At 73.5% G+C, this 24000-nt stretch carries 18 protein-coding genes; 12 read left to right on the forward strand and 6 right to left on the reverse strand.

The genetic code is table 11. The annotated features are described in order from the left end of the window. The first annotated feature begins 85 nt into the window (after positions 1 to 85). The 3 genes from ACUW6W_RS05095 to ACUW6W_RS05105 are packed head-to-tail and all read left to right on the forward strand — an operon-like array spanning position 86 to position 5142. Entirely contained in the window at positions 86 to 1117 is a 1032-nt protein-coding gene (locus tag ACUW6W_RS05095; protein WP_044659529.1) for a 3-oxoacyl-ACP synthase III, read from the forward strand. Positions 1118 to 1135: 18 nt separating this feature from the next. Beyond that, a complete protein-coding gene (locus ACUW6W_RS05100) occupies positions 1136 to 4072 on the forward strand; it encodes an alpha/beta fold hydrolase (RefSeq protein ID WP_061867234.1) in 2937 nt (978 codons plus the stop codon). Next, entirely contained in the window at positions 4069 to 5142 is a 1074-nt protein-coding gene (locus ACUW6W_RS05105) for an NAD-dependent epimerase/dehydratase family protein (protein WP_044659527.1), read from the forward strand. Before ACUW6W_RS05100 ends, ACUW6W_RS05105 begins: the two co-directional genes overlap by 4 nt. Before the next feature lie 124 nt (positions 5143 to 5266). On the opposite strand, the gene ACUW6W_RS05110 is transcribed toward ACUW6W_RS05105, so the two are convergent. Next, positions 5267 to 7372, reverse strand: a complete 2106-nt coding sequence (locus ACUW6W_RS05110) for a DNA gyrase/topoisomerase IV subunit B (RefSeq protein ID WP_044659526.1) — start codon at positions 7370 to 7372, stop codon at positions 5267 to 5269. A 252-nt stretch (positions 7373 to 7624) separates the two neighbouring features. On the opposite strand from ACUW6W_RS05110, the gene ACUW6W_RS05115 reads away from it, so the two are divergent. Further along, positions 7625 to 7834 carry a DUF7455 domain-containing protein gene (locus tag ACUW6W_RS05115; RefSeq protein WP_002858172.1) on the forward strand — a complete coding sequence of 70 codons (210 nt, stop codon included), beginning with the start codon at positions 7625 to 7627 and terminating at the stop codon, positions 7832 to 7834. 65 nt (positions 7835 to 7899) lie between these two features. Here the strand turns inward: ACUW6W_RS05115 and ACUW6W_RS05120 are convergent, their stop codons facing one another. From ACUW6W_RS05120 to ACUW6W_RS05130, 3 genes are all read right to left on the reverse strand, one after another. Then, complete coding sequence (locus ACUW6W_RS05120) at positions 7900 to 9450, reverse strand: RNA polymerase sigma factor (protein ID WP_239074670.1); 1551 nt, start codon at positions 9448 to 9450, stop codon at positions 7900 to 7902. Positions 9451 to 9610: 160 nt separating this feature from the next. Then, complete coding sequence (locus ACUW6W_RS05125; protein ID WP_044659524.1) at positions 9611 to 10669, reverse strand: DUF4192 family protein; 1059 nt, start codon at positions 10667 to 10669, stop codon at positions 9611 to 9613. 36 nt (positions 10670 to 10705) lie between these two features. Further along, positions 10706 to 11662 carry a PAC2 family protein gene (locus tag ACUW6W_RS05130; protein ID WP_044659523.1) on the reverse strand — a complete coding sequence of 319 codons (957 nt, stop codon included), beginning with the start codon at positions 11660 to 11662 and terminating at the stop codon, positions 10706 to 10708. Positions 11663 to 11895: 233 nt separating this feature from the next. On the opposite strand from ACUW6W_RS05130, the gene ACUW6W_RS05135 reads away from it, so the two are divergent. The 4 genes from ACUW6W_RS05135 to ACUW6W_RS05150 all read left to right on the forward strand — a co-directional run bounded on the left by ACUW6W_RS05135 (position 11896) and on the right by ACUW6W_RS05150 (position 17250). After that, positions 11896 to 13428 (forward strand): leucyl aminopeptidase, encoded by a 1533-nt coding sequence (locus ACUW6W_RS05135; RefSeq protein WP_044659535.1) that lies wholly within the window; start codon positions 11896 to 11898, stop codon positions 13426 to 13428. 115 nt (positions 13429 to 13543) lie between these two features. Further along, positions 13544 to 14923, forward strand: a complete 1380-nt coding sequence (gene lpdA, locus ACUW6W_RS05140; RefSeq protein WP_036383063.1) for a dihydrolipoyl dehydrogenase — start codon at positions 13544 to 13546, stop codon at positions 14921 to 14923. Positions 14924 to 15021: 98 nt separating this feature from the next. After that, entirely contained in the window at positions 15022 to 16887 is a 1866-nt protein-coding gene (sucB, locus tag ACUW6W_RS05145) for a 2-oxoglutarate dehydrogenase, E2 component, dihydrolipoamide succinyltransferase (protein ID WP_454179893.1), read from the forward strand. Positions 16888 to 16905: 18 nt separating this feature from the next. Beyond that, the gene (locus ACUW6W_RS05150; RefSeq protein ID WP_010078527.1) at positions 16906 to 17250 is read left to right on the forward strand and encodes a hypothetical protein; all 345 of its coding nucleotides are present in this window, start codon (positions 16906 to 16908) and stop codon (positions 17248 to 17250) included. A gap of 116 nt (positions 17251 to 17366) precedes the next feature. On the opposite strand, the gene ACUW6W_RS05155 is transcribed toward ACUW6W_RS05150, so the two are convergent. Then, positions 17367 to 19040: a serine/threonine-protein kinase gene (locus ACUW6W_RS05155; protein ID WP_136939965.1), complete on the reverse strand. Its 1674-nt coding sequence runs from the start codon at positions 19038 to 19040 to the stop codon at positions 17367 to 17369. Between the two features lie 108 nt (positions 19041 to 19148). On the opposite strand from ACUW6W_RS05155, the gene lipB reads away from it, so the two are divergent. The 3 genes from lipB to ACUW6W_RS05170 are packed head-to-tail and all read left to right on the forward strand — an operon-like array spanning position 19149 to position 21693. Further along, entirely contained in the window at positions 19149 to 19850 is a 702-nt protein-coding gene (gene lipB / locus ACUW6W_RS05160) for a lipoyl(octanoyl) transferase LipB (protein ID WP_070709269.1), read from the forward strand. Then, entirely contained in the window at positions 19847 to 20854 is a 1008-nt protein-coding gene (gene lipA / locus ACUW6W_RS05165) for a lipoyl synthase (protein WP_002857341.1), read from the forward strand. The genes lipB and lipA overlap by 4 nt, the downstream gene beginning before the upstream one ends. Before the next feature lie 26 nt (positions 20855 to 20880). Beyond that, on the forward strand, positions 20881 to 21693 hold the full coding sequence (locus ACUW6W_RS05170; protein ID WP_044659516.1) for a DUF4191 domain-containing protein: 813 nt from the start codon (positions 20881 to 20883) through the stop codon (positions 21691 to 21693). 122 nt (positions 21694 to 21815) lie between these two features. Here the strand turns inward: ACUW6W_RS05170 and ACUW6W_RS05175 are convergent, their stop codons facing one another. Then, positions 21816 to 22316: an RDD family protein gene (locus tag ACUW6W_RS05175; protein ID WP_049146950.1), complete on the reverse strand. Its 501-nt coding sequence runs from the start codon at positions 22314 to 22316 to the stop codon at positions 21816 to 21818. A 151-nt stretch (positions 22317 to 22467) separates the two neighbouring features. Here ACUW6W_RS05175 and glnA point away from each other — a divergent pair, with 151 nt between their 5' ends. Next, complete coding sequence (glnA, locus tag ACUW6W_RS05180; protein ID WP_036314201.1) at positions 22468 to 23892, forward strand: type I glutamate--ammonia ligase; 1425 nt, start codon at positions 22468 to 22470, stop codon at positions 23890 to 23892. The last annotated feature ends 108 nt before the right edge of the window (positions 23893 to 24000 follow it).

Below are 24000 nucleotides of genomic sequence, written 5' to 3' on the forward strand. Positions count from 1 at the left end.
CCCGCCCGACCCCTCCGATACAGTGGGCTGTCGTCTCACCGCAGGTGAGCGCCCCCCTCCCCCGACCCCCCGCAGATTGGTCCTGGTGACGAACGTGTCCGGCAACGCCAGCTACGAGTACTCCCGCGCCGCCCTCCTGGCGGTCACCGAGGTGGAGGCCCCCGTCGAAGTCACCTCGCGGGACCTCGACGACCAGCTGGCGGAGGTGCTCACCCGCCTGCGCCTGCCCGGCTCCCTCCTGGAGCGGGTGGCCGGTGTGCGCAGCCGACGGAACTGGGACGAGACCGAGGACTTCCAGGAGGCCGCCGCCCGCGCCGGCGTCGCGGCCCTGGAGCAGGCCGGCGTCCCCCGGGAGCGGGTGGGCCTGCTCGTGAACACGTCGGTCACCCGGGCCACGCTCGAGCCCTCCGTGGCCGTGCGGATCCATCACCTCATGGGGCTGCCGACCTCGGCGACCAACTTCGACATCACGAACGCGTGCCTCGGGTTCGTCAACGGCCTCATGCTCGCCTCCACCCTCGTGGACGCCGGCCAGATCGACTACGCGGTCGTGGTCGCCGCCGAGGACGCCTCGAAGGTGCAGGCCGCCACCGTGGCCAACCTGCACGCCGAGACCACGCACCGCGGCAACTTCATGGAGCAGTTCGCGTCCCTGACGCTGGGCTCCGGGGCCGCCGCCGCCGTCGTCGGCCGCATCGAGGACCACCCGGACGCCCATCGGATCGTCCGCGGGATCACCCGCGCCGGCACCGACCACCACGGCCTGTGCGTGGGCGACCACCACGGCATGTACACCGACTCCACCGCCCTGCTCAAGGACGGTCTCGAGCTCGTGATGGACGCGTGGCACGACGTCCCGGCGGAGTGGGCGTGGCCGGAGGCCGACCGGTTCATCACCCACCAGGTCTCGCAGATGCACACCGACGCGATCGCGGAGTCCGCCCACCTGGACCCGGCGCGCATCCCGACGACGTTCCCCACGCTGGGCAACGTCGGCCCGGCGTCGCTGCCCATCACCCTCGTGCGGGAGATGGACGCCCTGGAGGACGGGGACACGGTGGTCTGCCTGGGCGTGGGCTCGGGCCTGAACACCGCGATGCTCGAGATCGAATGGTGAGCTGAAGGAGCCAGAGCCATGCCCCAGATCCCCGCCGCCCCCGCCGCCCTGCCGCCGGCCGACCGACTGCCCGGCTGGGACCCGGCGTGGTCCCGCCTCGTGGAGATCCGCTCCGCCGCGGACCCGGAGGGGACCGTGCGGACGCTGCACGTGGCGGACACCGGTCCCGTGCTCGCCGCGGCCGGGGCGGAGATCGTCGGCACGATCGTGGCGGTGCACGGCAACCCGACGTGGTCCTGGCTGTGGCGGTCCCTGCTCGCGGAGACCGTGCGCCGGGCACGCCGGGGCATGGCCGCGTGGCGCGTCGTGGCGCCGGACCAGCTGGACATGGGCTTCTCCGAGCGCCTCGCGCACGCGGGCTCCCCGTCCGCCGCGTCGATGGGCCGTGCCGGCGACACCTACCGCACGCTGGGCGGCCGCATCGCCGACCTGGACGCCCTGCTGGCGGCTCTCGGGCTGCGCGACCTGGCAGCCACCGGCCACCCGCTGATCACGCTCGGCCACGACTGGGGCGGTGTCGTGTCCCTCGGCTGGGCGGCGCGTCATCCGGAGCTGGTGGCCGGCGTCGCGACCCTGAACACCGCGGTCCACCAGCCCGAGGGGGCGCCGATCCCCGCCCCGCTGCAGGCCGCCCTCGCCGGGCCCGTCCTGCCGGCCTCCACCGTCACCACGGACGCCTTCCTCTCCGTGACGACCTCCCTCGCCACCCCGGCCCTCGACCGCGAGACGCGGGCCGCCTACCACCTGCCCTACGACACGGCGGCCCGACGCGGCGGCGTCGGCGGCTTCGTCGCGGACATCCCGGCCGACCCCGGCCACGGCAGCCATCCCGAACTGCAGCGGGTGGGCGAGGACCTCGCCGCCCTGGGCCGTACCGACGTGCCCGCCCTCATCCTGTGGGGCGCCGACGACCCGGTCTTCCTGGACCGCTACCTCGACGACCTCCGCGACCGCCTGCCCCACGCGCGCGTGCAGCGTTACGAGCGGGCGGGGCACCTGCTCGTGGACGACCGCGACATCACCGCGCCCCTGCTGCAGTGGGCCCAGCTGCTGCGCGGCGGCCAGCTCTCCGACCCCGCCTCGGGGCTGCCGGGCCCCGTCCCGCACGCCACCGCCGACGCGGCCGCCGACCCGGGCCTGGAGGTGGACCTCGGGGAGGAGCCCGGAGCCCGCGAGCCCGGCGTGGTCCGGCTCTGGGACCACCTGCGCGACTGGGGCGCCCCCGGCTCGGACCACCGCGAGTACACCGCGCTGGTGGACATGGCCGGCGCCCAGGCCGGCCGCTCGCTCGTGGGCACCGCCCGCCGCCCCGTGGCCGTCACCTGGGGTGAGCTGCAGGAGATGGTCTCGGCCATCGCGACCGGGCTGTGGGCCGCGGGCATGCGACCGGGCGACCGGGTCGCCATGCTCGTGCCGCCGGGTCGCGACCTGTCGGCGGCCCTGTACGCCGTGCTGCGCGTGGGCGCCGTCGCCGTGGTGGCGGACCAGGGCCTCGGGGTCAAGGGCATGACCCGGGCGATGAAGTCGGCCCGCCCCCGCTGGATCATCGGCCGCACCCCCGGTCTGACGCTGGCCCGCGCCCAGTCCTGGCCGGGCACCCGGATCTCCGTGACCGAGCCGGGCGCCGCCCAGCGCCGCCTGCTCGACGTCTCCGACTCGCTCTACGCGATGGTGGACCGCCACCGCGACCCGGCCACGGGCGACGCCGTCGACGAGTACGGCACCGTGCTGCCCGAGCCCGCCCTGGACGCGGACGCCGCGGTGCTGTTCACGTCCGGCTCCACGGGCCCGGCCAAGGGCGTCGTGTACACGCACGAGCGGCTGGGCCGCCTCGTGGCGCTGATCTCCCGCACCCTGGGCATCCGCCCGGGCGGCTCCCTGCTGGCCGGCTTCGCCCCGTTCGCGCTGCTCGGACCCGCCCTCGGCGCCGCGTCCGTCTCCCCGGACATGGATGTCACCCAGCCAGCCACCCTCACCGCGCAGAAGCTGGCCGACGCCGCGATCGCCGGGCAGTCGAGCGTGCTGTTCGCCTCCCCCGCCGCCCTGGCGAACGTGGTCGCGACCGCCGACGGCCTCGACGCGCCCCGGCGCGAGGCGCTCGACGCCGTGCGTCTCGTGCTCTCGGCCGGCGCCCCCGTGCACCCGCAGCTGATGCGTCAGGTCTCGGACCTGATGCCGAACGCCCGGGTCCACACGCCGTGGGGCATGACCGAGGGGCTGCTGCTCACGGACATCGACGGCGCCGAGGTGCAGCGCCTGCGCGCCGCCGACGACGAGGGCGTCTGCGTGGGCTCCGCGCTGCCCACGGTGTCCCTGGCCATCGCGCCGCTGCTCGAGGACGGCAGCGCCGAGGACGTCATCCTCGACCCCGCGCGGGGCCACGGCGTCCTCGGCGAGATCGTGGTCAGCGCCCCCCACCTGAAGGACCGCTACGACGCGCTCTGGCACACCGACCAGCAGAGCAAGCGCGACGGGCTGTGGCGGCGGGACGGCCGGGTATGGCACCGCACCGCCGACGTCGGCCACTTCGACGCCGAGGGCCGCGTCTGGCTCGAGGGTCGGCTCCAGCACGTGATCACCACGCCCGAGGGCCCGGTCGGTCCGGGTGGGCCCGAGAAGACCGTCGACGCGCTCGGGCCGGTGCGACGCAGCGCCGTCGTCGGCGTCGGGCCCCGGGGCACGCAGGCCGTGGTCGTCGTCGTGGAGGCGGCCGTGCCTGCCACGCGCCCGGCGCGGCGCCCGGGTCACCACCGGGACGGCCGGCCCAAGCAGGGCCTCGCCCCGACCGCGCTGGCCTCCGCCGTGCGCGCGGCCCTCGAGCCGCTGCCGGTGGCCGCGGTGCTCGTGGCCGATGAGATCCCCACGGACATCCGGCACAACTCCAAGATCGACCGCGCCCGGGTGGCCGACTGGGCGGAGGCCGTGCTCGCCGGCGGGAAGGTGGGTGCGCTGTGAGCGGCTTCGGCTACGACGTCGACCTCGACGCCGCCGGGATGCCCGACCTCGTCGAGCGCCTCGCGTCGCGCCGCGTCCTGGTGACCGGCGCCTCGGGGCTGCTGGGTGCGGGCGTCGCCCGGGTGCTCGCCGATGCCGGCAACGACGTGACCACCCTGCAGCGGCGTCCGTCGGGCGTGCCCGGTGCGCGGGACGTGCGCGGGTCCGTGACCGACCCGGCCGCCGTCGAGGAGGCCCTGACCGGCGCGGACACCGTGGTGCACGTGGCCGCGAAGGTGTCCGTGTCCGGCCCCGAGCACGAGTACGAGGCCGTGAACGTGGAGGGCACGCGCATCCTGTTGCACGCCGCACAGCGCCACGGCGTGCGACGCTTCGTCCACGTCTCCTCCCCCTCCGTGGCGCACGCCGGCGACTCCATCGTCGGCGAGGGCGCCGGAGCCGCCAGCCCCGAGCACGCGCGCGGACCCTACGCGCGCACGAAGGCGGCCGGCGAGCGACTGGCCCTGGCCGCCGACCGCGACGACTTCCGCGTCCTGGTGCTGCGCCCCCACCTGATGTGGGGGCCCGGGGACCTGCAGCTCACCGACCGGATCGTGCAGCGCGCGCGGGCCGGGCGAATGCCCGTGCTCGGCACGGGCGCTCCCCTGGTCGACACGCTGTACACGGCCAACGCCGTCGAGGCCGTGGTGGCGGCTGTGTCCGCGGCCGACGTGCACCACGGCGAGGCCCTCGTGGTCACCAACGGCGAGCCGCGACCGGTCGGCGAGCTGATCCGCCAGATCGCGCTGGCGGGCGGCGCCGCGGAGCCCGAACGCCGCGTCCCGGCGGGCCTGGCCCGGCGCGCCGGTGCCCTGATCGAGCGGGCGTGGGAGCGGGATCTGTTCGGGCTGCGGTCCCGGGGCGTGGGCTCCGACGACGGCGAGCCGCCGCTGACCGAGTTCCTCGCCGAGCAGCTCTCGACCGCCCACTGGTTCGACCAGCGTCGCACCCGTGAGGTCCTCGCGTGGACGCCGACCGTGAGCATCGACGAGGGCCTGCACCGCGTCGCGGCGTACTACCGCGACCGCTGACGCCCGCCGCGGCCGGAACGAGCGCCCGTCCCGAGCTTTCGTTCGGAAAACGGCGCGGGTCACGCCGCTTTCGTTCGGGAAACGGCGGCGGCCGCGCCGCCGTTTCCCGAACGAAAGCGGAGGGTCAGGCGTCGATGCGCTCGCGGTCCAGCTCGTCGGCGTGGGAGACGATGAAGTCCTTGCGCGGGGCCACCGCGGAACCCATGAGCAGGTCGAAGACGCGCTCGGCGGCCTCCACCTCGGCGATGTTCACGCGGCGGAGCATGCGGTGGCGCGGGTCCATGGTGGTCTCGGCCAGCTGGTCCGCGTCCATCTCGCCCAGACCCTTGTAGCGCTGGATCGGCTCGCGATACGAGCGGCCCTCCCGCTCCAGGCGGGCGAGCGTCGCGTGCAGCTCCTGCTCGGAGTACGTGTAGATGACCTCGCGTTCCTTGACGCCCCGGGTCACCGCCTCGATCCGGTGCAGCGGCGGGACGGCCGCGTACACGCGCCCGGCCTCGACCATGGGCCGCATGTAGCGGAAGAAGAGCGTCAGCAGGAGGGTGCGGATGTGGGCACCGTCCACGTCCGCGTCCGTCATCAGCACGACCTTGCCGTAGCGGGCCGCATCCAGGTCGAAGCTGCGCCCCGCACCACCCCCGACGACCTGGATCAGCGCCGCGCACTCGGCATTGGCCAGGATGTCCGAGACGGAGGCCTTCTGCACGTTCAGGATCTTGCCCCGGATCGGCAGCAGGGCCTGGAAGTCGGAGGACCGGGCCAGCTTGGCGGTGCCGAGCGCCGAGTCGCCCTCGACGATGAACAGCTCGGAGGAGGCGACGTCGTTGCTGCGGCAGTCCGCCAGCTTGGCCGGCATCGTCGAGGTCTCCAGGGCGTTCTTGCGCCGCTGGTTCTCCTTGTGGGTGCGCGCGGAGATGCGCGACTTCATCTCGGCGACGACCTTCTCCAGCAGCGTGTGCACCTGCTGCTTCTGGGCGCGGGCCGTGGAGGTGAGGCGGGCGGTCAGCTGCTTCTCCACCACTTGGGAGACGATCCGCCGCACCGCGGAGGTGCCGAGGATCTCCTTGGTCTGCCCCTCGAACTGCGGCTCGGCGAGCCGCACCGTCAGGACGGCGGTCATGCCGGCCAGCACGTCGTCCTTCTCCACCTTGTCCGACCCGGCCTTGAGCCGGCGCGCGTTGGCCTCCACCTGGGCCCGGAACACCTTCAGCAGTGCCGCCTCGAACCCGGACTGATGGGTGCCGCCCTTGGGCGTGGCGATGATGTTCACGAAGGACCGGAACACGGTGTCGTAGCCGACGTCCCAGCGCAGGGCGACGTCCACCTCGCACGTGCGCTGCACATCCTGCATGGAGGTGCGCCCGTCCTCGCCGAGCACCGGGACCCGCTCCTTGAAGGTGCCGGAGCCCTGGATCCGCCACACGTCCGTCACCGGGGTGGCGGGCGTGAGGTGCTCCACGAACTCGGAGATGCCGCCGTCGTACTGGAAGACCTCCTCGACCGGGCCGTCGGCGCCGGGCGTGCCGGGTCGGCGGCGCAGGTCCTTGACTGTGATCCGCAGGCCCGGGATCAGGTAGGCGGTCTGGCGCGCCCGCGCCTGGAGCTCCTCGGCGGAGAACGTCGCGTCCTTCACGAAGATCTGCTCGTCCGCCCAGTAGCGCACGCGCGTGCCGGTCTGCCCGCGCTTGGCCTTCCCGACGACGTCCAGCGGCGAGGCGTCCGTGGACGGCTCGAACGGGGCGTCTGGCGACGGGCGCGACCCGTCCTGGAAGCGGCCCGGCTCGCCGCGCCGGAACGACATCTGGTGGACCTTGCCGCCGCGCAGCACCTGCACGTCCAGGCGCGAGGACAGGGCATTGACCACCGACGCGCCCACGCCGTGCAGGCCACCCGAGGCGGCGTAGGAACCGCCGCCGAACTTGCCGCCGGCGTGGAGCTTGGTGAACACCACCTCGACACCGGACAGGCCGGTGCGCGGCTCCACGTCCACGGGGATGCCGCGCCCGTTGTCCTCGACCTCGACGGAGCCGTCCGGATGCAGGGTGATCTCGATCGACTGCCCGAAGCCGGCCAGAGCCTCGTCCACCGAGTTGTCGATGATCTCCCAGAGGCAGTGCATGAGGCCGCGGGAATCGGTGGAGCCGATGTACATGCCCGGCCGCTTGCGGACGGCCTCGAGCCCCTCCAGCACGGAGAGGTGGCGGGCGTTGTACTCGGTGTTCGCGGGCACGGGGCGGGCCTTTCGGTGGACGACGGCGGCCGGTCCAGCCTACTCCGCGGGCCGGACACGCCAGGGTTCGGGCCGGACGTCCCTGGGCAGCCCGGCCCGGCTGCTTGCGTACGCGGGTGGCGAAACGCGGGTGCGGGGCGGGCGCGCGGGGAAGTTCCCTGCCATCCTTGCTGTTCCATGGGACAAGAGGAGGACCGACCCGCCCCACCGGCGTCGTCGCCCTCCAGCCCCGAGAGACCCGAGGAGGACACCATGTCCATCACCGCCGTGGCCGAGCCGGCCGCCCTCACCCGTTCCGACCGCTGCGACCGCTGCGGCGCGCAGGCCTACGTCCGCGCCGTGCTGCACTCGGGCGGTGCCCTCCAGTTCTGCGCCCACCACGCCCGCGCCGTCGAGGACGCGCTGCGTCCCCAGGCCGCGCTGTGGCAGGACGAGACGGACCGCCTCACCGCCGGCGCCTGACGCGCCCGGCATGACGAAGGGCCGGACCCCCGCGGGGGTCCGGCCCTTCGTCATGCCGCTGCGACTCAGTCCAGGTAGTCCCGGAGCACCTGCGAGCGGGAGGGGTGACGCAGCTTGGACATGGTCTTCGACTCGATCTGGCGGATGCGCTCTCGTGTCACTCCGTAGACCTTGCCGATCTCGTCCAGCGTCTTGGGCTGGCCGTCGGTCAGGCCAAAGCGCATGGCGACGACACCGGCCTCGCGCTCGGAGAGCGTGTCCAGCACCGAGTGCAGCTGCTCCTGGAGCAGCGTGAAGGAGACGGCGTCCGCGGGCACGACGGCCTCGGAGTCCTCGATCAGGTCGCCGAACTCGGAGTCGCCGTCCTCGCCGAGCGGGGTGTGCAGGGAGATGGGCTCGCGGCCGTACTTCTGCACCTCGACGACCTTCTCCGGGGTCATGTCCAGCTCCTTGGCCAGCTCCTCCGGGGTGGGCTCGCGGCCGAGGTCCTGGAGCATCTGCCGCTGCACGCGGGCCAGCTTGTTGATGACCTCCACCATGTGCACCGGGATGCGGATGGTGCGGGCCTGGTCCGCCATGGCGCGGGTGATGGCCTGACGGATCCACCACGTGGCATACGTGGAGAACTTGAAGCCCTTGGTGTAGTCGAACTTCTCGACGGCGCGGATCAGGCCGAGGTTGCCCTCCTGGATGAGGTCCAGGAACAGCATGCCGCGACCGGTGTAGCGCTTGGCCAGGGAGACCACCAGACGCAGGTTGGCCTCGAGCAGGTGGTTCTTGGCCTTGCGCCCGTCCGCGATGATCAGCTGGATGTCCCGGCGCTCGCGGTAGTCGTCGGAGGCCTCGTGCTGCACGACGTGCTCGGCGTAGAGGCCGGCCTCGATGCGCATGGCCAGGTCCACCTCCTGCTCGGCGTTGAGCAGGGCGACCTTGCCGATCTGCTTCAGGTAGTCCTTCACCGGGTCCGCCGTGGCGCCCGCCACGACCACCTGCTGCACCGGGGCGTCGTCCTCGGAGTCGTCCATGACGAACGCGCCCTTGGACTGGGCCACCTTCTGGCCTGTGGCGGCCGTCGTGCCGGTCACGGCCTCCGCGTCCATCGCCGGACGCTCCGGAGCGTCCGAGCCGTCCGCGTCCTCATCATCAGAGTCTTCGGTGGCGGTCTCGTCCGCCACCACGTCCTCCTCGACGGCGTCCGCGGCCTCGGTGCGCTCGCGCGCCTGGACGAGCTCCTCGTCGTCCTCGGCCTGCTCGGCGGAGGCGGCGGACGCGGTGGCCTTCTTGCCCCCGGTCGTGGCGGTCTTCTTCGCGGCGGTGGTCTTGGCCGTGGCGGTGGTCTTGGCCGCGGTGGGCTTCCGGGTCGCCTTCTTCTTGGCCGTCGGCGTGGCAGCGGTCTTGGTCGCCGCCGACTTCGTCGCGGTCGTCCGCGTCGTGGCGCCCTTGGTCGTGGCGCTCTTCGTGGCTGCCGACTTCTTGGCTGCCGTGGAGCGGGTGCGCGTGGTCGTGGCCTCGGAGGCAGTGGTCTCCTTGCCGTCCTGCACACCGCTGGTCGTCGAAGTGGTCACTCGAGGCCTTTCCGTCTCGTCCGCGGCCACCCGCGGATCCTTGCAGTCCATAGACACGTGACCCTGTCAAGTCGCGGCCTCGGACGACCGACGTCGTCCGGGCCCGCCGACTGCAGGGTCCGTGAGTGCCAACGACGGCTGAGACCGATCTATTCCGCACCCGGGAAACGGGCTGCGGTCGGCCGTGCCGTCGTGAAGCCGCATCATTCTCTCATGGGCGGCCACCGTCGGGCCGCCACGCGGTGGCCGGGTCGGTCGCCCAGCCTGCGACGCACCCCGCGGCCACGATGCGTCGCAGGACGGAGACGAACGGGTCGCCGGGACTCAGCGCCGCCGCCGCGGTCAGGTGGGCGTCCGCGTCGGAGCCGTGGCCGCGGGCCCAGCCGACCCACCCGGCCAGCGCCAGGGCCTGCGCCGCCACAGCCGGCGTCGCGACGGGCACGAGCGCGCGCAGCCCCGCCCGCAGGGCGTCCAGCCGATCCCAGGCCGGCGCCCGGCCCGAGGCCGCGGTGAGGATCCGTTCCTCGTCCCCCGGATCCCCCGTGGCCGCGCCGGACGGCGCGGCGGCATGGAGCAGCAGGCCGTCGCGCCAGGCCGGACGCGTCAGCGGCGAGCCCAGCACGGCCGGTGCGGGCGCGCCGCGGTCACGAGCCGCGCCGGTCAGCACCGACTCCCACTGCGCCAGCCACGCGCGGCGTGCCGCGGGCGCGTCCTGCTCGGGAGGCCGCCACCGCGCGTCGTCGGCCCGGGCCGCCGCGGGACCGCGGCGCGGGACCGGGTCGGGCACTGCTGCACGGTCCCAGACCGAACCGCGGGTCATCAGGTGCAGGGACAGCGGCGCGGCTCGGGGGTCGAGCGGGCCCTCCTCGGCGACGCCGCTCCCCCACCAGGGGCGCGCCCGTCCCCGCGCGCACGTCCAGGCCGCGGTCAGGGGGCGACCCGCGGACGCCAGGGCGTCGTCGAGCGCCGCGGCCCAGCCGGGACGGGCGAGCGTGGCCCGGGCGCCGTCCGGCAGCGCGAGGCAGAGCGTCGCGTCCGCGGCTGCGTCCCGCCGGCACACCTCGGCCACGGCGCAGGCCCAGGCGCCGACGTCGACCTCCTCGGGAGGCAGGTCGACCCGCACCACGGCGCGCAGGCGCCCGTCGCGCAGGGTGAGGAGGACCAGGCTGCCCTCGGGCAACCGCCCGAGGGCGTGGCCGACGTAGGCGAGCAGGTCCTCCGGGCCGCGGGCCGGCAGGACGGGGACGTCGAGTGAGGTGGGGGCTTCCATGCCGCCACCCTGGCCGACCGGGCGCCCGCGGTGGGATCAGTCCCCGTCGCCGGTGGACGGACGGCCGGGTCCGTCCTCCTGTGCAGGAGCGGACCCGCCGCCGGCGTCCCGCGCGGCGAGGTACGCCTCGACGGCGGAGGCGAGTTCGTCGCCGTCGGGCAGGCCCTGCTCGGTCTCGAGCAACGACCGCTCCTGGTCCTCGGCGTTCTGGTCGTAGTTGCGCTCCAGGCCGGCGATCATCTGCTGGATCTCCCCGGACCCGGAGACCTGGCGCTCCAGCTCGGCCTCGATGTCCCGCGAGGCGTCTCGCAGGTCGTCCGAGGGCAGCATGAGCCCCATGGCGGCCCCCGCGTACTCGAGCGCGGCCACGGCCGCCTGGGGGAAGGACGCCTCGGCCACGTAGTGCGGCACATGGACGGTGTAGCCCGCCGTCGGCAGGTCCGCCTCCTCGGCGCGCAGCTCGAGCATCTGCAGCAGCCCCGCGACGATGTCCGCCTCCGGGCTCCAGGTGGACAGCCCCTCGACGGCGTCGGCGCGGGACCCGTGGGTCGTGACCCCGAGCCGCCGCGTGTGCGGCACGGGCAGCGGGGCCGCGTCGAGGAAGGTGAGCGAGTCCACCTCCCACTCCTGCGCGAGGCCGAGCACGGCCTCCGTCACCGCCTGCCACCGGAAGTCCGGCTCGGGGCCGGACAGCAGCAGGAAGGGGTGGCCGAGCAGGTCCTCGACCAGCTGCACCTCGAGCGCGGGCAGGCGCAGATCACGGTAGCGGTCCCGGTCGAACCGGAGCCGGGGACGCCGGGCGCGGTAGTCGAACATCGAGTCGACGTCGAAGGAGACGACGGTCCGATGGGTCAGGTGCTCGTGCAGCGCGGCCCGCACCTGCCGAGCGACCCGGCCCGCGTCCATGTGCCCGGTCAGGGCCACGAGCATGCCCAGGCCGGGGGGCACGGGCGCCCCCTCATGACGGGTGTACAGCGGCGCGGCGTCCTGCACGTCTCGTTCCCCTTCCGGTGGTCCGTCTGCGGGAGAGCCGTCCCCGCCGCCCGGATGGCGGCGGACGCGGATCCCTCCCTGTCCTCTGGCGTCAGTCAACCACGGCACGGCACCCTCCTATTCCGCGCCCGCGCGCCCTGGACGGGCGCGCGAGCCCTCTGGCTAGGATGACGCGGGACGGCCCGGCCCACCCCGCCGGGCGCATCCCCCACCCCCGGAAGAGAGGCCCGTCCGTGATCACCCTGGACCGCCCGACCCTGACCGCCCGCGCCCTGGAGGACTTGACCGCCTCCGCCCTCGTGGTGGGGGTGGGCACCGGCCCGGACGGCCCCGTGCTCCTGACGGACGCGCTGCCGGCCGAGGCGGCCACCGCCCTCGAGGCCTCGTTCGAGCTGCTGGGCGTGCGGGGCGCCGAGGACGAGGTCCATCGCCTGCCGGGCCTGGGCGGCGTGCCGGTGCCGCTGCTGGTCCTGGCCGGCGTCGGCGGTCTGGACGACGACGGCGAGGCCGCGGACGAGTCCCTGCGCCGCGCCGCCGGGGCTGCCGTGCGCTCCCTGGCCGGCACCGACGCCGTGGCCCTGGCCCTGCCGGCCGACACCCCGGCCCGACTGGCCGCCGTCGCCGAGGGCGCCGTCCTGGGCGCGTACGCCTTCACCGCCCAGAAGTCCGAGCGCGCCCGCGCCGAGACGGACACGTCCCGTCCCGTCCGCGAGGTCGAGGTCGTCACCCCGCTCGCCGCCGCGGACGCCGACCCCGTGCTGCGCCGGGCCGCCGTCGTGGGCGACGCGGTCTGCGCCGTGCGCGACCTGGTGAACACGGCCCCCTCGCACCTCTACCCGGCCACGTTCGCGGACGCCGTCGCGGAGGACCTCGCGGACTCGTCCGTGAGCGTGGACGTGTGGGACGAGGACCGCCTGCGCGCCGAGGGCTTCGGCGGCATCCTCGCGATCGGCCAGGGCTCCTCCCGCCCGCCGCGGCTCGTGCGCATCGAGCACGCGCCGGCCGACGCCGCCGCGCACATCGCGCTGGTGGGCAAGGGCATCACCTTCGACACGGGCGGCATCTCGCTGAAGCCCGCCGCCTCGATGATGACGATGAAGTCGGACATGGCCGGCGCCGCCACCGTCTTCGCCGTCGTGCGCGCCGCCGCGGCCCTGGACGTCCCTGTGAAGGTGACCGGCTGGCTGGCGCTGGCCGAGAACATGCCCTCGGGCACCGCCATCCGCCCGTCCGACGTCATCACGATGTACGGCGGCAAGACCGTGGAGGTCATGAACACGGACGCCGAGGGCCGCGTCGTCATGGCCGACGCCCTCGTGGCGGCCACCGACGAGCGACCCGACGCGGTGCTCGACGTGGCCACCCTCACCGGTGCCCAGCTGGTCGCCCTCGGCGTGCGCCACACGGGCGTCATGGGTGACGACGCGCTGCGCGACGAGGTCGTCGCCGCGGCCGACGCGGCCGGGGAGCTCGCGTGGGGCATGCCCCTGCCGGAGCAGCTGCGCGCCTCGCTCACTTCGCGCGTTGCGGACATCTCCAACATGGGCGACCGCTTCGGCGGCATGATGACCGCCGCCACCTTCCTGCGCGAATTCGTCGACGCCGGACGGTCGGAGGGCGACGCCGCCGCACGGACCCCCTGGGCCCACCTCGACATCGCCGGCCCCTCCTTCAACGAGTCGGCCGCGTACGGCTACACCCCGCAGGACGCCACCGGCGTGATGGTGCGGACCCTGGTGGGTCTCATCGAGGGGCGTGCCCGGTAAGGTTGGTCCCGATGTCCACCGCGTCCCCGGCCGCGCGGCCCGCCGCCGACGGCCGGGGGTGGCGGTGACGCACCACCACCACGATCCACCGACCCCAGCACCAAGGAGCAACACCGTGGCCGACAAGGCAACCGCTCAGGAATTCGACGTCCTCGTCCTCGGCGGTGGCTCCGCCGGGTACGCCGCAGCCCTGCGTTCCGTGCAGTACGGCAAGTCCGTCGCCCTCGTGGAGAAGTCCAAGGTCGGCGGCACCTGCCTGCACTGGGGCTGCATCCCCACGAAGGCCTACCTGCACGCCGCCGAGGTGGCCGATGAGACCCGCAACGCCGCCAAGTTCGGCGTCAACGCGACCCTCGAGTCCGTGGACATGGCGAAGGTGCGCGACTACAAGGACGGCATCGTCGCCGGCAAGCACAAGGGCCTGGCCGGCCTGCTGAAGATGCGCAAGGTCCAGGTCATCGAGGGCGAGGGCAAGCTCGTCTCGAAGAACGAGGTCGAGGTCGACGGCACCCGTTACACGGCGGAGAACATCGTGCTGGCCTCCGGCTCCGTGGCCAAGACCATGGGCCTGCCCATCTCCAAGAAGATCATGACCTCCACGGAGGCCCTCGAGCTGGACTACACCCCGAAGTCGGCCATCGTGCTCGGCGGCGGTGTCATCGGCTCCGAGTTCGCGTCCCTGTGGAACTCCTTCGGCGTCGACGTCACCATCATCGAGGGCCTGAAGACCCTGGTCCCCAACGAGGACCCGGCGATCATCAAGGTCCTCGAGCGCGAGTTCAAGAAGAAGGGCATCAAGACCAACCTGGGCACGTTCTTCGACAAGGTCGAGGAGACCGACTCGGGCGTCAAGGTGACCCTCGCGGACGGCAAGGAGTTCGAGGCCGAGGTCTGCCTCGTCGCCGTCGGCCGCGGCCCGAACACCGAGGGCCTCGGCTACGAGGAGCAGGGCGTCAAGATGGACCGCGGCTTCGTCCTCACCGACGAGCGTCTGCACACCGGCGTCGGCAACATCTACGCCGTGGGCGACATCGTTCCCGGTCTGCAGCTGGCGCACCGCGGCTTCCAGCAGGGCATCTTCGTGGCCGAGGAGATCGCCGGCAACAAGCCGATGGTCGTCGAGGACATCAACATCCCGAAGGTCACCTTCACCGAGCCGGAGATCATGTCCGTGGGCTACACCCAGCCCAAGGCGGAGGAGGAGTTCGGCAAGGACAACGTCGAGGTCGCCGAGTACAACCTGGCCGGCAACGGCAAGTCCTCGATCCTCGGCACCGGCGGCATCATCAAGATGATCCGCCAGAAGAACGGCCCGATCGTGGGCGTGCACGGCATCGGCAAGCGCATCGGCGAGCAGATCGGCGAGGCGCAGCTCATCGTGAACTGGGAGGCCTACCCCGAGGACGTCGCCCAGTTCGTGCACGCGCACCCCACGCAGAACGAGGCCCTGGGCGAGGCCGCCATGGCCCTGTTCGGCCACCCGCTGCACAGCTGACCCACCGCACTGACCATCCCGGGCCCGTGCGTCGGGCCCACCTCGCAACCCCGGGTGGGCGCCCCCGGCGCCCACCCCTCATGAGGAGCATCGGAACCATGTCTGAAACCGTGAACCTGCCCGCCCTGGGCGAATCCGTCACCGAGGGCACCGTGACCCGCTGGCTCAAGGCCGTCGGCGACGAGGTCGCCGTCGACGAGCCCCTGGTGGAGGTCTCCACCGACAAGGTCGACACCGAGATCCCGTCCCCCGTGGCCGGCGTGCTCGAGGAGATCCTGGTCGAGGAGGACGACACGGTCGAGGTCGGCGCCCCGCTGGCCACGATCGGCGACGGCTCCGGCGGCGGCTCCGCCGACGCGTCGGAGGACGACGCCGCGGCCGAGGAGCCCGCCGTCGAGGAGGCGCAGCAGGACGACGCCCAGCAGGAGCCCGCAGGCGAGCCGGCTCCGGAGGAGCGCGCCTCCACCGACCAGGGCTCGGACGGGGCCCCGTCGGCCGGCGGCGAGGCCTCCGAGGTCACCCTGCCCGCGCTGGGCGAGTCCGTGACCGAGGGCACCGTGACCCGCTGGCTGAAGTCCGTCGGCGACGAAGTCGAGGTCGACGAGCCGCTGCTCGAGGTCTCCACCGACAAGGTCGACACCGAGATCCCCTCCCCCGTGGCGGGCACCCTCCTGGAGATCCGTGCGGAGGAGGACGACACCGTCGAGGTGGGCGCCGTCCTCGCACTCGTCGGCTCCGGCTCCGCCGGCGGCGGCTCCGCCCCGTCGGAGGGCTCCTCCGGTCAGGACGAGGCGTCCGCCGAGGAGATCGAGGACAAGGCGACCGAGGCCGAGGCCCCCGAGGAGACCGAGGAGGCCGCCGAGGCCGCCGGCGCCGAGAAGTCGGAGAAGACGCCGGAGGCGTCTCCGTCCGAGGAGGCCTCCCGGCGCGAGTCCGCTGAGCGCGACTCCGCGCAGGCCGAGTCCGCCGAGGCGCCCTCCGCCACCGAGCCCGGCCAGGGCTACGTGACCCCGCTGGTGCGCCGCCTGGCCCACCAGAACAACGTGGACCTGTCCACGGTTCGCGGCACGGGCGTCGGCGGCCGCATCCGCAAGCAGGACGTGCTCGCCGCCGCGCTGGCCTCGCAGGCCGCCGCGGGCGGGTCCGAGGCTCCGGCCGAGCATGCCTCCGAGGCTGCCGCCCCGTCGTCCGCCCCGGCCGCTGCGTCCGCCCCGGCCGCGAGCTCCTCCGTGGACCCCTCGGTCCGCGGCGAGGTGGAGAAGGCGCCGCGCATCCGCCAGGTCATCGCCCAGCGCATGCGCGAGTCCCTCGACCTGTCCACCCAGCTGACCCAGGTGCACGAGGTGGACGTCACCCGCATCGTGCAGCTGCGCAAGAAGGCCAAGGCCTCCTTCCAGCAGCAGGCCGGCGTGAACCTGACGTACCTGCCGTTCATCACCAAGGCGGTCGCCGAGGCCCTCAAGCAGCACCCCAAGCTGAACGCGTCGTTCTCCGAGGACAACAAGGAGATCACCTACCACGCGTCCGAGGACATCGCGATCGCCGTGGACACGGAGAAGGGGCTGCTGGTGCCCGTCATCAAGGACGCCGGCTCCCTGAACCTGACGGGCCTCGCCCAGAAGATCGCCGACGTGGCCGAGCGCACCCGCACGAACAAGATCTCGCCGGACGAGCTCTCGGGCGGCACGTTCTCGATCACGAACATCGGCTCCGTGGGCGCGCTGTTCGACACGCCGATCATCAACCAGCCGCAGGTCGCGATCCTGGGCACCGGTGCGATCGTCAAGCGCCCCATGGTGGTGACCGACGCGGACGGCAACGACTCGATCGCCATCCGCCACATGATGTACCTGTCCCTGACCTACGACCACCGCCTGGTGGACGGGGCCGACGCGGGCCGCTTCCTGACGACGCTGCGTCAGCGTCTCGAGGGCGGCGAGTTCGCCAACGAGCTGGGTCTCTGACGGAAAGGGAGAAGGACTGTGGATATCCTGCACAGCATCCTGGTGGCCGTGCACATCGTGTCCGCCGCAGCGATCGTGGGCGGTTGGTTCGCGCACTTCCGCAACCCGACCGTCACCACCTCGCAGTGGTGGGGCTCCGTGGGCATGATCGTCTCCGGCGTGGTGCTTTTCGGCCTCGCCATGAGCGGGGAGCCGAACCACATGAAGCTGGGCGTCAAGTTCCTGATCGGCGTCATCGTCTTCGTGGCCGCCCTGATCGGCCGCCGCAAGTCCAACCGCGGGGAGGTCGTGCCCACGGGCCTGGCCCACGCGGTGGGCGGTCTGGGCCTGGTGAACATCCTGGTCGCCGTCCTCTGGCAGTGATCAGCCCAGGCGGCTGACGCCGCACCACGCCGCGGGCCCCGGGGAGCTTCTCCCCGGGGCCCGCGGCGTCCCCCCGTCTGGACCGCCGGCCTCCGGCGCTGGATCCGGGCCCGGGGTCAGCGCGGATCGACGGTCTCGACCCGCCACGTCCGACCCGCCGCGCCGCCGTCCCGCCCCTCGGGGCCCTCTCCGTGGCCGCTGCGCAGGACCAGCACGACCTCCTCGGCCGTCGCCTCCCGGTGGGCCGCCACGCGTCCGACGCGGTCCAGCACGGTGTGGGCCGACGTCCGGAGCACGGCGTCGACACGCAGCGCGTCGTCCCCGGCCCGCCGGGCGGGTCCGGCCTGCTCCACCGTCACCTCGAGGCCGGAGAAGGCGAACCCCTCGTCCGTCAGCCGGCGCAGCAGATCCCGGTCGTTCTCCCACGCCGGTCCCCCGGGCACGGCGTAGGCGTCCAGTCGCGCAGGCTCCGGGTCGATGAGCGCGGCCGTCCGGGCTTGGCCGACCGCGGCCAGCGCCTCGCCCACGTCGACGGCGTCCTCACCGGCGGCGTCCTCCCCGGGGGCACCCGCGTCCGGCACCCTCGCCGGCGTCCCGCTCTCCGGCGTCCCGTCCGCCGGGCGCGCCGCGTCCACCGAGGTGCCGGCCGGCACCGCGCCCGCCGGCTCCGGCTCCCCCTCCGTCGCGTCGCCCAGGGACGCCGGCCACCACAGCCCCACGGTGCCGCCGCCGACGGCCAGCGCGGTGGCCAGCCCGGCGGCCACGAGGACGCCCCGGCGTGGCGCCGCCCCCCGTCGGCGCACGAGCGCGCGCCGTCCCGGAGCCGCGCGTCGTCCCCGGCGTCGCCGCGTGGGCCCGGAGCCCGGCAGCACCGTGGGCAGCAGGTGCGCCACCTCGGCGGGGGCGGCCTCTCCCAGCGGGACCGGCTCGGGCCGGGCCGTCGCGTATACGGCGGCGGCGGCCTCTTCCGCACTCGGCCGCGCCGCCGGGTCCGGGGAGAGCGCCGCATCGAGCAGCAGCGCGAGCTCGGGGGACGCTTCGGGGACCAGGACGGGCAGCGGCGCCCGATGCCCGGCGGCGCCCGGCGCCCGACCGGTGAGCGCGTACCAGCCCAGGGCGGCCCACGCATGGACGTCACTCGGCGCCCCCACCGCCGGAGACGCCCCCGGTTCCGCCCCGGCCCCCTGCACCGCGGCGAGCGCCTCGGGGGCCGCGAAGCCCGGCGTCGCCCCGGCCCCCGACGCCCCGCCGACCACGCGGGCGACGCCGAGGTCGGCGAGGGCCGGGCTGCCGTCGACGCCGAACAGGACGTTCGCCGGGGACACGTCGCCGTGCACCACCCCCTCGCGGTGAAGGCACGCGAGAGCCTGCGCGATCGGGACGAGCACGGTGACGGCCTGCCCCGGGCTCAGGGGTCCGACCCGCTGCACCATGTCCTGCAGCGTGCCGGCCGCGCGGTGCTCGGTGAGGACCCCGAGGCCCCGGTCCGTCTCCACCACGCCGAGCACGCGCAGCAGATGGGGATGCGCGACCCGTCCGGCCTGCGCCTCCGCCGCCAGGGCGTCCGGCGCCGCGCCGGCGCGGGGCACCTTCAGGGCGGACCGGACGCCCCGGCCGTCCTCGACGAGCCAGACCTCCGCCTGGGCGCCCGCGCCGAGCAGCCGGACGGGTGCCCAGCCCGGGGCGCGCGGCGCAGCCGTGCCCGGCTCCGACGTCCTCTCCGGTTCCGTCTCCGGCCCGCCGCCGACGCGTCCGGCCGCGCCGCCGTCCGCCTCGTCCCAGTCCCGCATCCGGCTCCCCTCTCCGCCACGCCGTCCGTTCCATCCCAGGGTGCCGCATGTCCCCGGGCGTCACGGCGGTTGTCCACAGGTCCGGGCCCGAGGACTACAGTGGACGTCATGCCCGAGACCCTTCTGCCGCCCCTGCGCGTGCTCGGCCTGGCGCCCGACCTGGTGGACTACCACGCCGCCTGGGACGCCCAACGCGCCCTGCACGCGGACGTCGTCGCCGGCCGCTCCGACGGCGAGTTCCTCCTCCTGGAGCACGAAGCCGTCTACACGGCCGGTCGCCGCACCGAGGACGCCGAGCGCCCCACGGACGGCGCCCCCGTCGTGGACGTGGACCGCGGCGGCAAGATCACATGGCACGGCCCGGGCCAGCTGGTCGGCTACCCCGTGGTCCGACTGCGCGACCGTGCCCACGTCAAGGACTACGTCTGGTTCCTCGAGGAGCTGCTGATCCGCACCGCCGCCGAGTTCGGCGTCACGGCCGTCCGCGTGGACGGGCGGGCGGGCATCTGGGTCCTCGCGGACCGGGACGACGACGGCACGGCCCGCCCGGACCGCAAAGTCGGCGCCATCGGCCTGTCCATCCACGACGGCGTCTCCATGCACGGCTTCGCGCTGAACTGCTCCAACTCCCTGGCCCCCTACGAGGGGATCATCGCGTGCGGCATCACGGACGCCGCCACCACCACCCTGTCGGTCGAGACGGGCCGGACCATCACGCCGGCCGACGTCGTCCCGGTGCTCACCCGTCATCTGGACGAGCTCGGGCCGGCCTTCATCGCCGTCACCCCCACGGAAGGAATCCCCGCATGAGCCTCGCCCCCGAAGGACGCCGCCTGCTGCGCGTGGAGGCGCGCAACGCCGAGGTGCCCGTCGAGCGCAAGCCCGAGTGGATCAAGGCCAAGGTCCACATGGGCCCCGAGTACATCGGCCTGAAGAACAAGGTCAAGTCCGCCGGCCTGCACACCGTGTGCGAGGAGGCCGGCTGCCCCAACATCTTCGAGTGCTGGGAGGACCGCGAGGCCACGTTCCTCATCGGCGGCGACATCTGCACCCGCCGGTGTGACTTCTGCGACATCACCTCCGGCAAGCCGCGTCCCCTGGACATGGAGGAGCCGCAGAAGGTCGCCGAGAACATCCGCGAGATGGACCTGCGGTACGCCACCGTCACGGGCGTGGCCCGTGACGACCAGAAGGACGGCGCGGCGTGGCTCTACGCGGAGACCATCCGCCGCATCCACGCGCTCAACCCGGGGACCGGCGTCGAGATCCTGCCGCCGGACTTCGGCGCGGTGCCGGAGCTCGTCCAGCAGGTGTTCGACGCGCGGCCCGAGGTGTTCGCGCACAACCTGGAGACGGTGCCGCGCATCTTCAAGCGCATCCGCCCGGCCTTCACATACGAGAAGTCCCTCAAGGTGCTCACGATGGCCAAGGCCGACGGGCTCGTCACCAAGTCCAACCTCATCCTGGGCATGGGCGAGGAGGACCACGAGATCGACCAGGCCCTGGTGGACCTGCACGAGGCCGGCTGCGACATCATCACCATCACGCAGTACGTGCGGCCCTCGAAGCTGCACCACCCCATCGACCGCTGGGTGAAGCCGCAGGAGTTCGTCCAGTGGTCCCAGCGCGCCGAGGAGATCGGCTTCCAGGGCGTCATGGCGGGCCCGCTGGTGCGCTCGTCGTACCGCGCGGGCAAGCTCTACGCGCAGGCCATGCAGCGCCTCGGCCGGACCCTGCCGGAGAACCTGGCGCACCTGGCCGGGGAGAAGACCGCCCGCCAGGAGGCCTCCGCTGTCGTCGCCCAGATGTCCTGAGCCGCCCGACTAGACTGGATCCCGTCATGACGAAGAACAGCCAGCCCCCCGCATCCTCCTCCGGCTCCACCTCCGCCACGGTCAAGGAGGTCAAGGCCATGCAGCGCGAGCGTCGCCGCCACGAGAAGGAGCAGACGAAGGCCCAGCGCCGGGACAAGCGCGCCGCGAAGGGCCCGGGCGTGATCTCCCAGCTCAAGCAGGCCTACGCCATGACCAAGGCGCACGACCCCAAGGTCGGTCTGTGGATGCTGCTGGCCTTCCTGGCCGCCCTCGTCGTCGGCCTCGTCATCGGCCTGCTGCTGGACAACTGGATCACGTGGCTGCTCATCGCGATCCCGTTCGGTGTGCTCGCCGCCGTCGTCATCCTGAACCGGAAGGCGCGCCGCGCCGGGTTCGCCCAGCTCGAGGGCCGCCCCGGCGCCGCCGGCGCCGCGCTCTCCACGCTGGGCCGCGGCTGGATCGTGCCCGAGCAGCCGGCCGCCGTGAATCCGAAGACCCAGGACCTCGTCTACCGCGCCGTGGGCCGGCCGGGCGTGGTGCTGGTGACGGAGGGCCCCTCCCCCCGCGTCGCCGCGCTGGTGGTCAAGGAGGAGAAGGCCATGCGCCGCTTCCTGCCCGGCGTGCCCGTCACCGTGGTGGAGTCCGGCAACGGCCAGGGCCAGGTCCCGCTGCACGAGCTGCCCGGCACGCTCAAGGGCATGAAGAAGGCCCTCACGGCGCAGGAGGTCCAGGCCGTGGACAAGCGTCTGACCGCGCTCAACACCAACCGGCTGCCCATCCCCAAGGGCGTCGACCCGAACAAGGTGCGCCCGAGCCGGCGCGCCATGCGCGGCCGCTGAGCGCCGACGCACCCGCGCGAAAGGGGGGCGCCCCGCCGAGGATTCGGCGGGGCGCCCCCCTTTCGTCGTGTCCGGCCTCGCGTCGAGTCGGATCCGGCGTCGTCCGGCGCGGGCCGGTGCGCTCACATGCGGATCTCGACGGTGCCGGCGACCTTGTCGTGCATGCCGCGGCCGTCCGGGCCGACGACGACGGCCGGCAGCACGAGGCACAGCAGCGCCGTGCGCACCACCACGCGGTGCACGGGGGCGGTCCGGCCGCCGAGGCGCACCACCTGGGTGCGGCACACGGCCTTGCCCACGGTGGTGGCCAGCAGGGTGATGCCCAGGATGTGCATGGTGGCGAAGACCATCAGGGTGGCGATCGCGTCGGAGTCGAAGAGCAGCCAGGACACGCCCAGGGCCAGGAACCAGTCGATCACGAGGGCGACGGCGCGGCGGGCCGCAGTGGCCATCGAGGTCGGGCCGTGCTCGGGCAGGCCCAGCAGGTCCCCCGGCCAGCGGCCGCCGGCCAGGCCGCCGCCCGGACCGTCCACCCAGCCGGCGAGGTCGCGCCGGGTGATCAGCGGCTCGTCGCGGCGGGTCGGTTCGGGCTCTTGCGCGGGGTCGGGTGCTCTGCGTGCCACCGGCCCAGCCTACCGGCGCGGAACCGCGAGGCTCGCCGTGGGGCGTCACCGACGCCCACGGAGGCCGCCGGGCAAGTAGGGTGATGACACCCGCCACGCCAGCGCCGCCGTGCCGGACATGCCACCATCGTCACGACCACAGGAGCGCACCATGTTCACCTCCCCCGCGGACGTCCTCGCGTACATCAAGGATGAGGGGATCGAGTTCGTCGACGTCCGCTTCACCGACCTCCCCGGCATGCAGCACCACTTCAACGTGCCCGCCTCGAGCGTCGACGAGGACTTCTTCGTCACGGGCCAGCTCTTCGACGGCTCCTCGATCCGGGGCTTCGCCGGCATCGCCGAGTCCGACATGCAGCTCATCCCGGACGTCGCGACGGCCTTCGTGGACCCCTTCCGGGTCCGCAAGACCCTCACGATGAACTTCTCCATCGTGAACCCCCGCACCGGCGAGCCCTACCTGCGCGACCCGCGCGGCGTGGCCCAGCGCGCGGAGGCCTACCTGAGCTCCTCCGGCATCGCCGACACGGCGTTCTTCGCCCCCGAGGCCGAGTTCTTCATCTTCGAGGACGTCCGCTACGAGTCCTCCCCCCGCGGCTCGTTCTACGCCGTGGACTCGGACGAGGCCTGGTGGAACGCCTCCCGCGAGGACGAGGGCGGCAACCTGAGCCACAAGACCGGCCTCAAGGGCGGCTACTTCCCCGTCTCCCCCACGGACAAGCAGGCCGACCTGCGCGACGAGATCTGCTCGGTCCTGGCCGAGGTCGGCCTCGAGGTAGAGCGCTCCCACCACGAGGTGGGCGCCGCGGGCCAGGCGGAGATCAACTACCGCTTCAACACGCTGACCCACTCGGCGGACGACCTGCAGAAGTTCAAGTACGTCGTCAAGAACGTCGCCAACATGTTCGGCAAGTCCGCGACCTTCATGCCCAAGCCCGTCTTCGGCGACAACGGCTCCGGCATGCACTGCCACCAGTCCCTGTGGAACGGCGGCGAGCCGCTGTTCTTCGACGAGAAGGGCTACGCGAACCTCTCGGACACCGCCCGCTGGTACATCGGCGGCCTGCTGAAGCACGCCTCCGCGGTCCTGGCCTTCACCAACCCCACGGTGAACTCCTACCGCCGCCTGGTGCCGGGCTTCGAGGCCCCCGTGAACATGGTTTACTCGCAGGGCAACCGCTCGGCGGGCATCCGCATCCCGATCACCGGCTCCAACCCGAAGGCCAAGCGCATCGAGTTCCGCGCCCCGGACGCCTCGGGCAACCCGTACCTCGCGTTCGCCGCGCAGCTGATGGCCGGCCTGGACGGCATCCGCAACCGCATCGAGCCGGCCGAGCCGATCGACAAGGACCTCTACGAGCTGCCGGCCGAGGAGGCCGCCGACATCCAGAAGGCACCCGCCACCCTGGACGAGGCCCTGAACGCCCTCGAGGAGGACCACGAGTTCCTCCTGGCCGGCGACGTGTTCACCGAGGAGCTGATCGAGACCTGGATCGCGTACAAGCGCGAGATGGAGATCGCCCCGCTGGCCCTGCGCCCGAACCCCTACGAGTTCGAGCTGTACTACTCGGTCTGATCCGCCCGCCGCGGCCCCGACGACGGCCGTTCGTCTCCCACGCCGGAGGCGGGCGGCCGTCGTCGTGCCCGGCCGCGGAATAGTCCGGGGCCGGTGGGCGCTGGATCT

It is taken from the genome of Micrococcus sp. 093350064-1 (genome assembly GCF_053627955.1).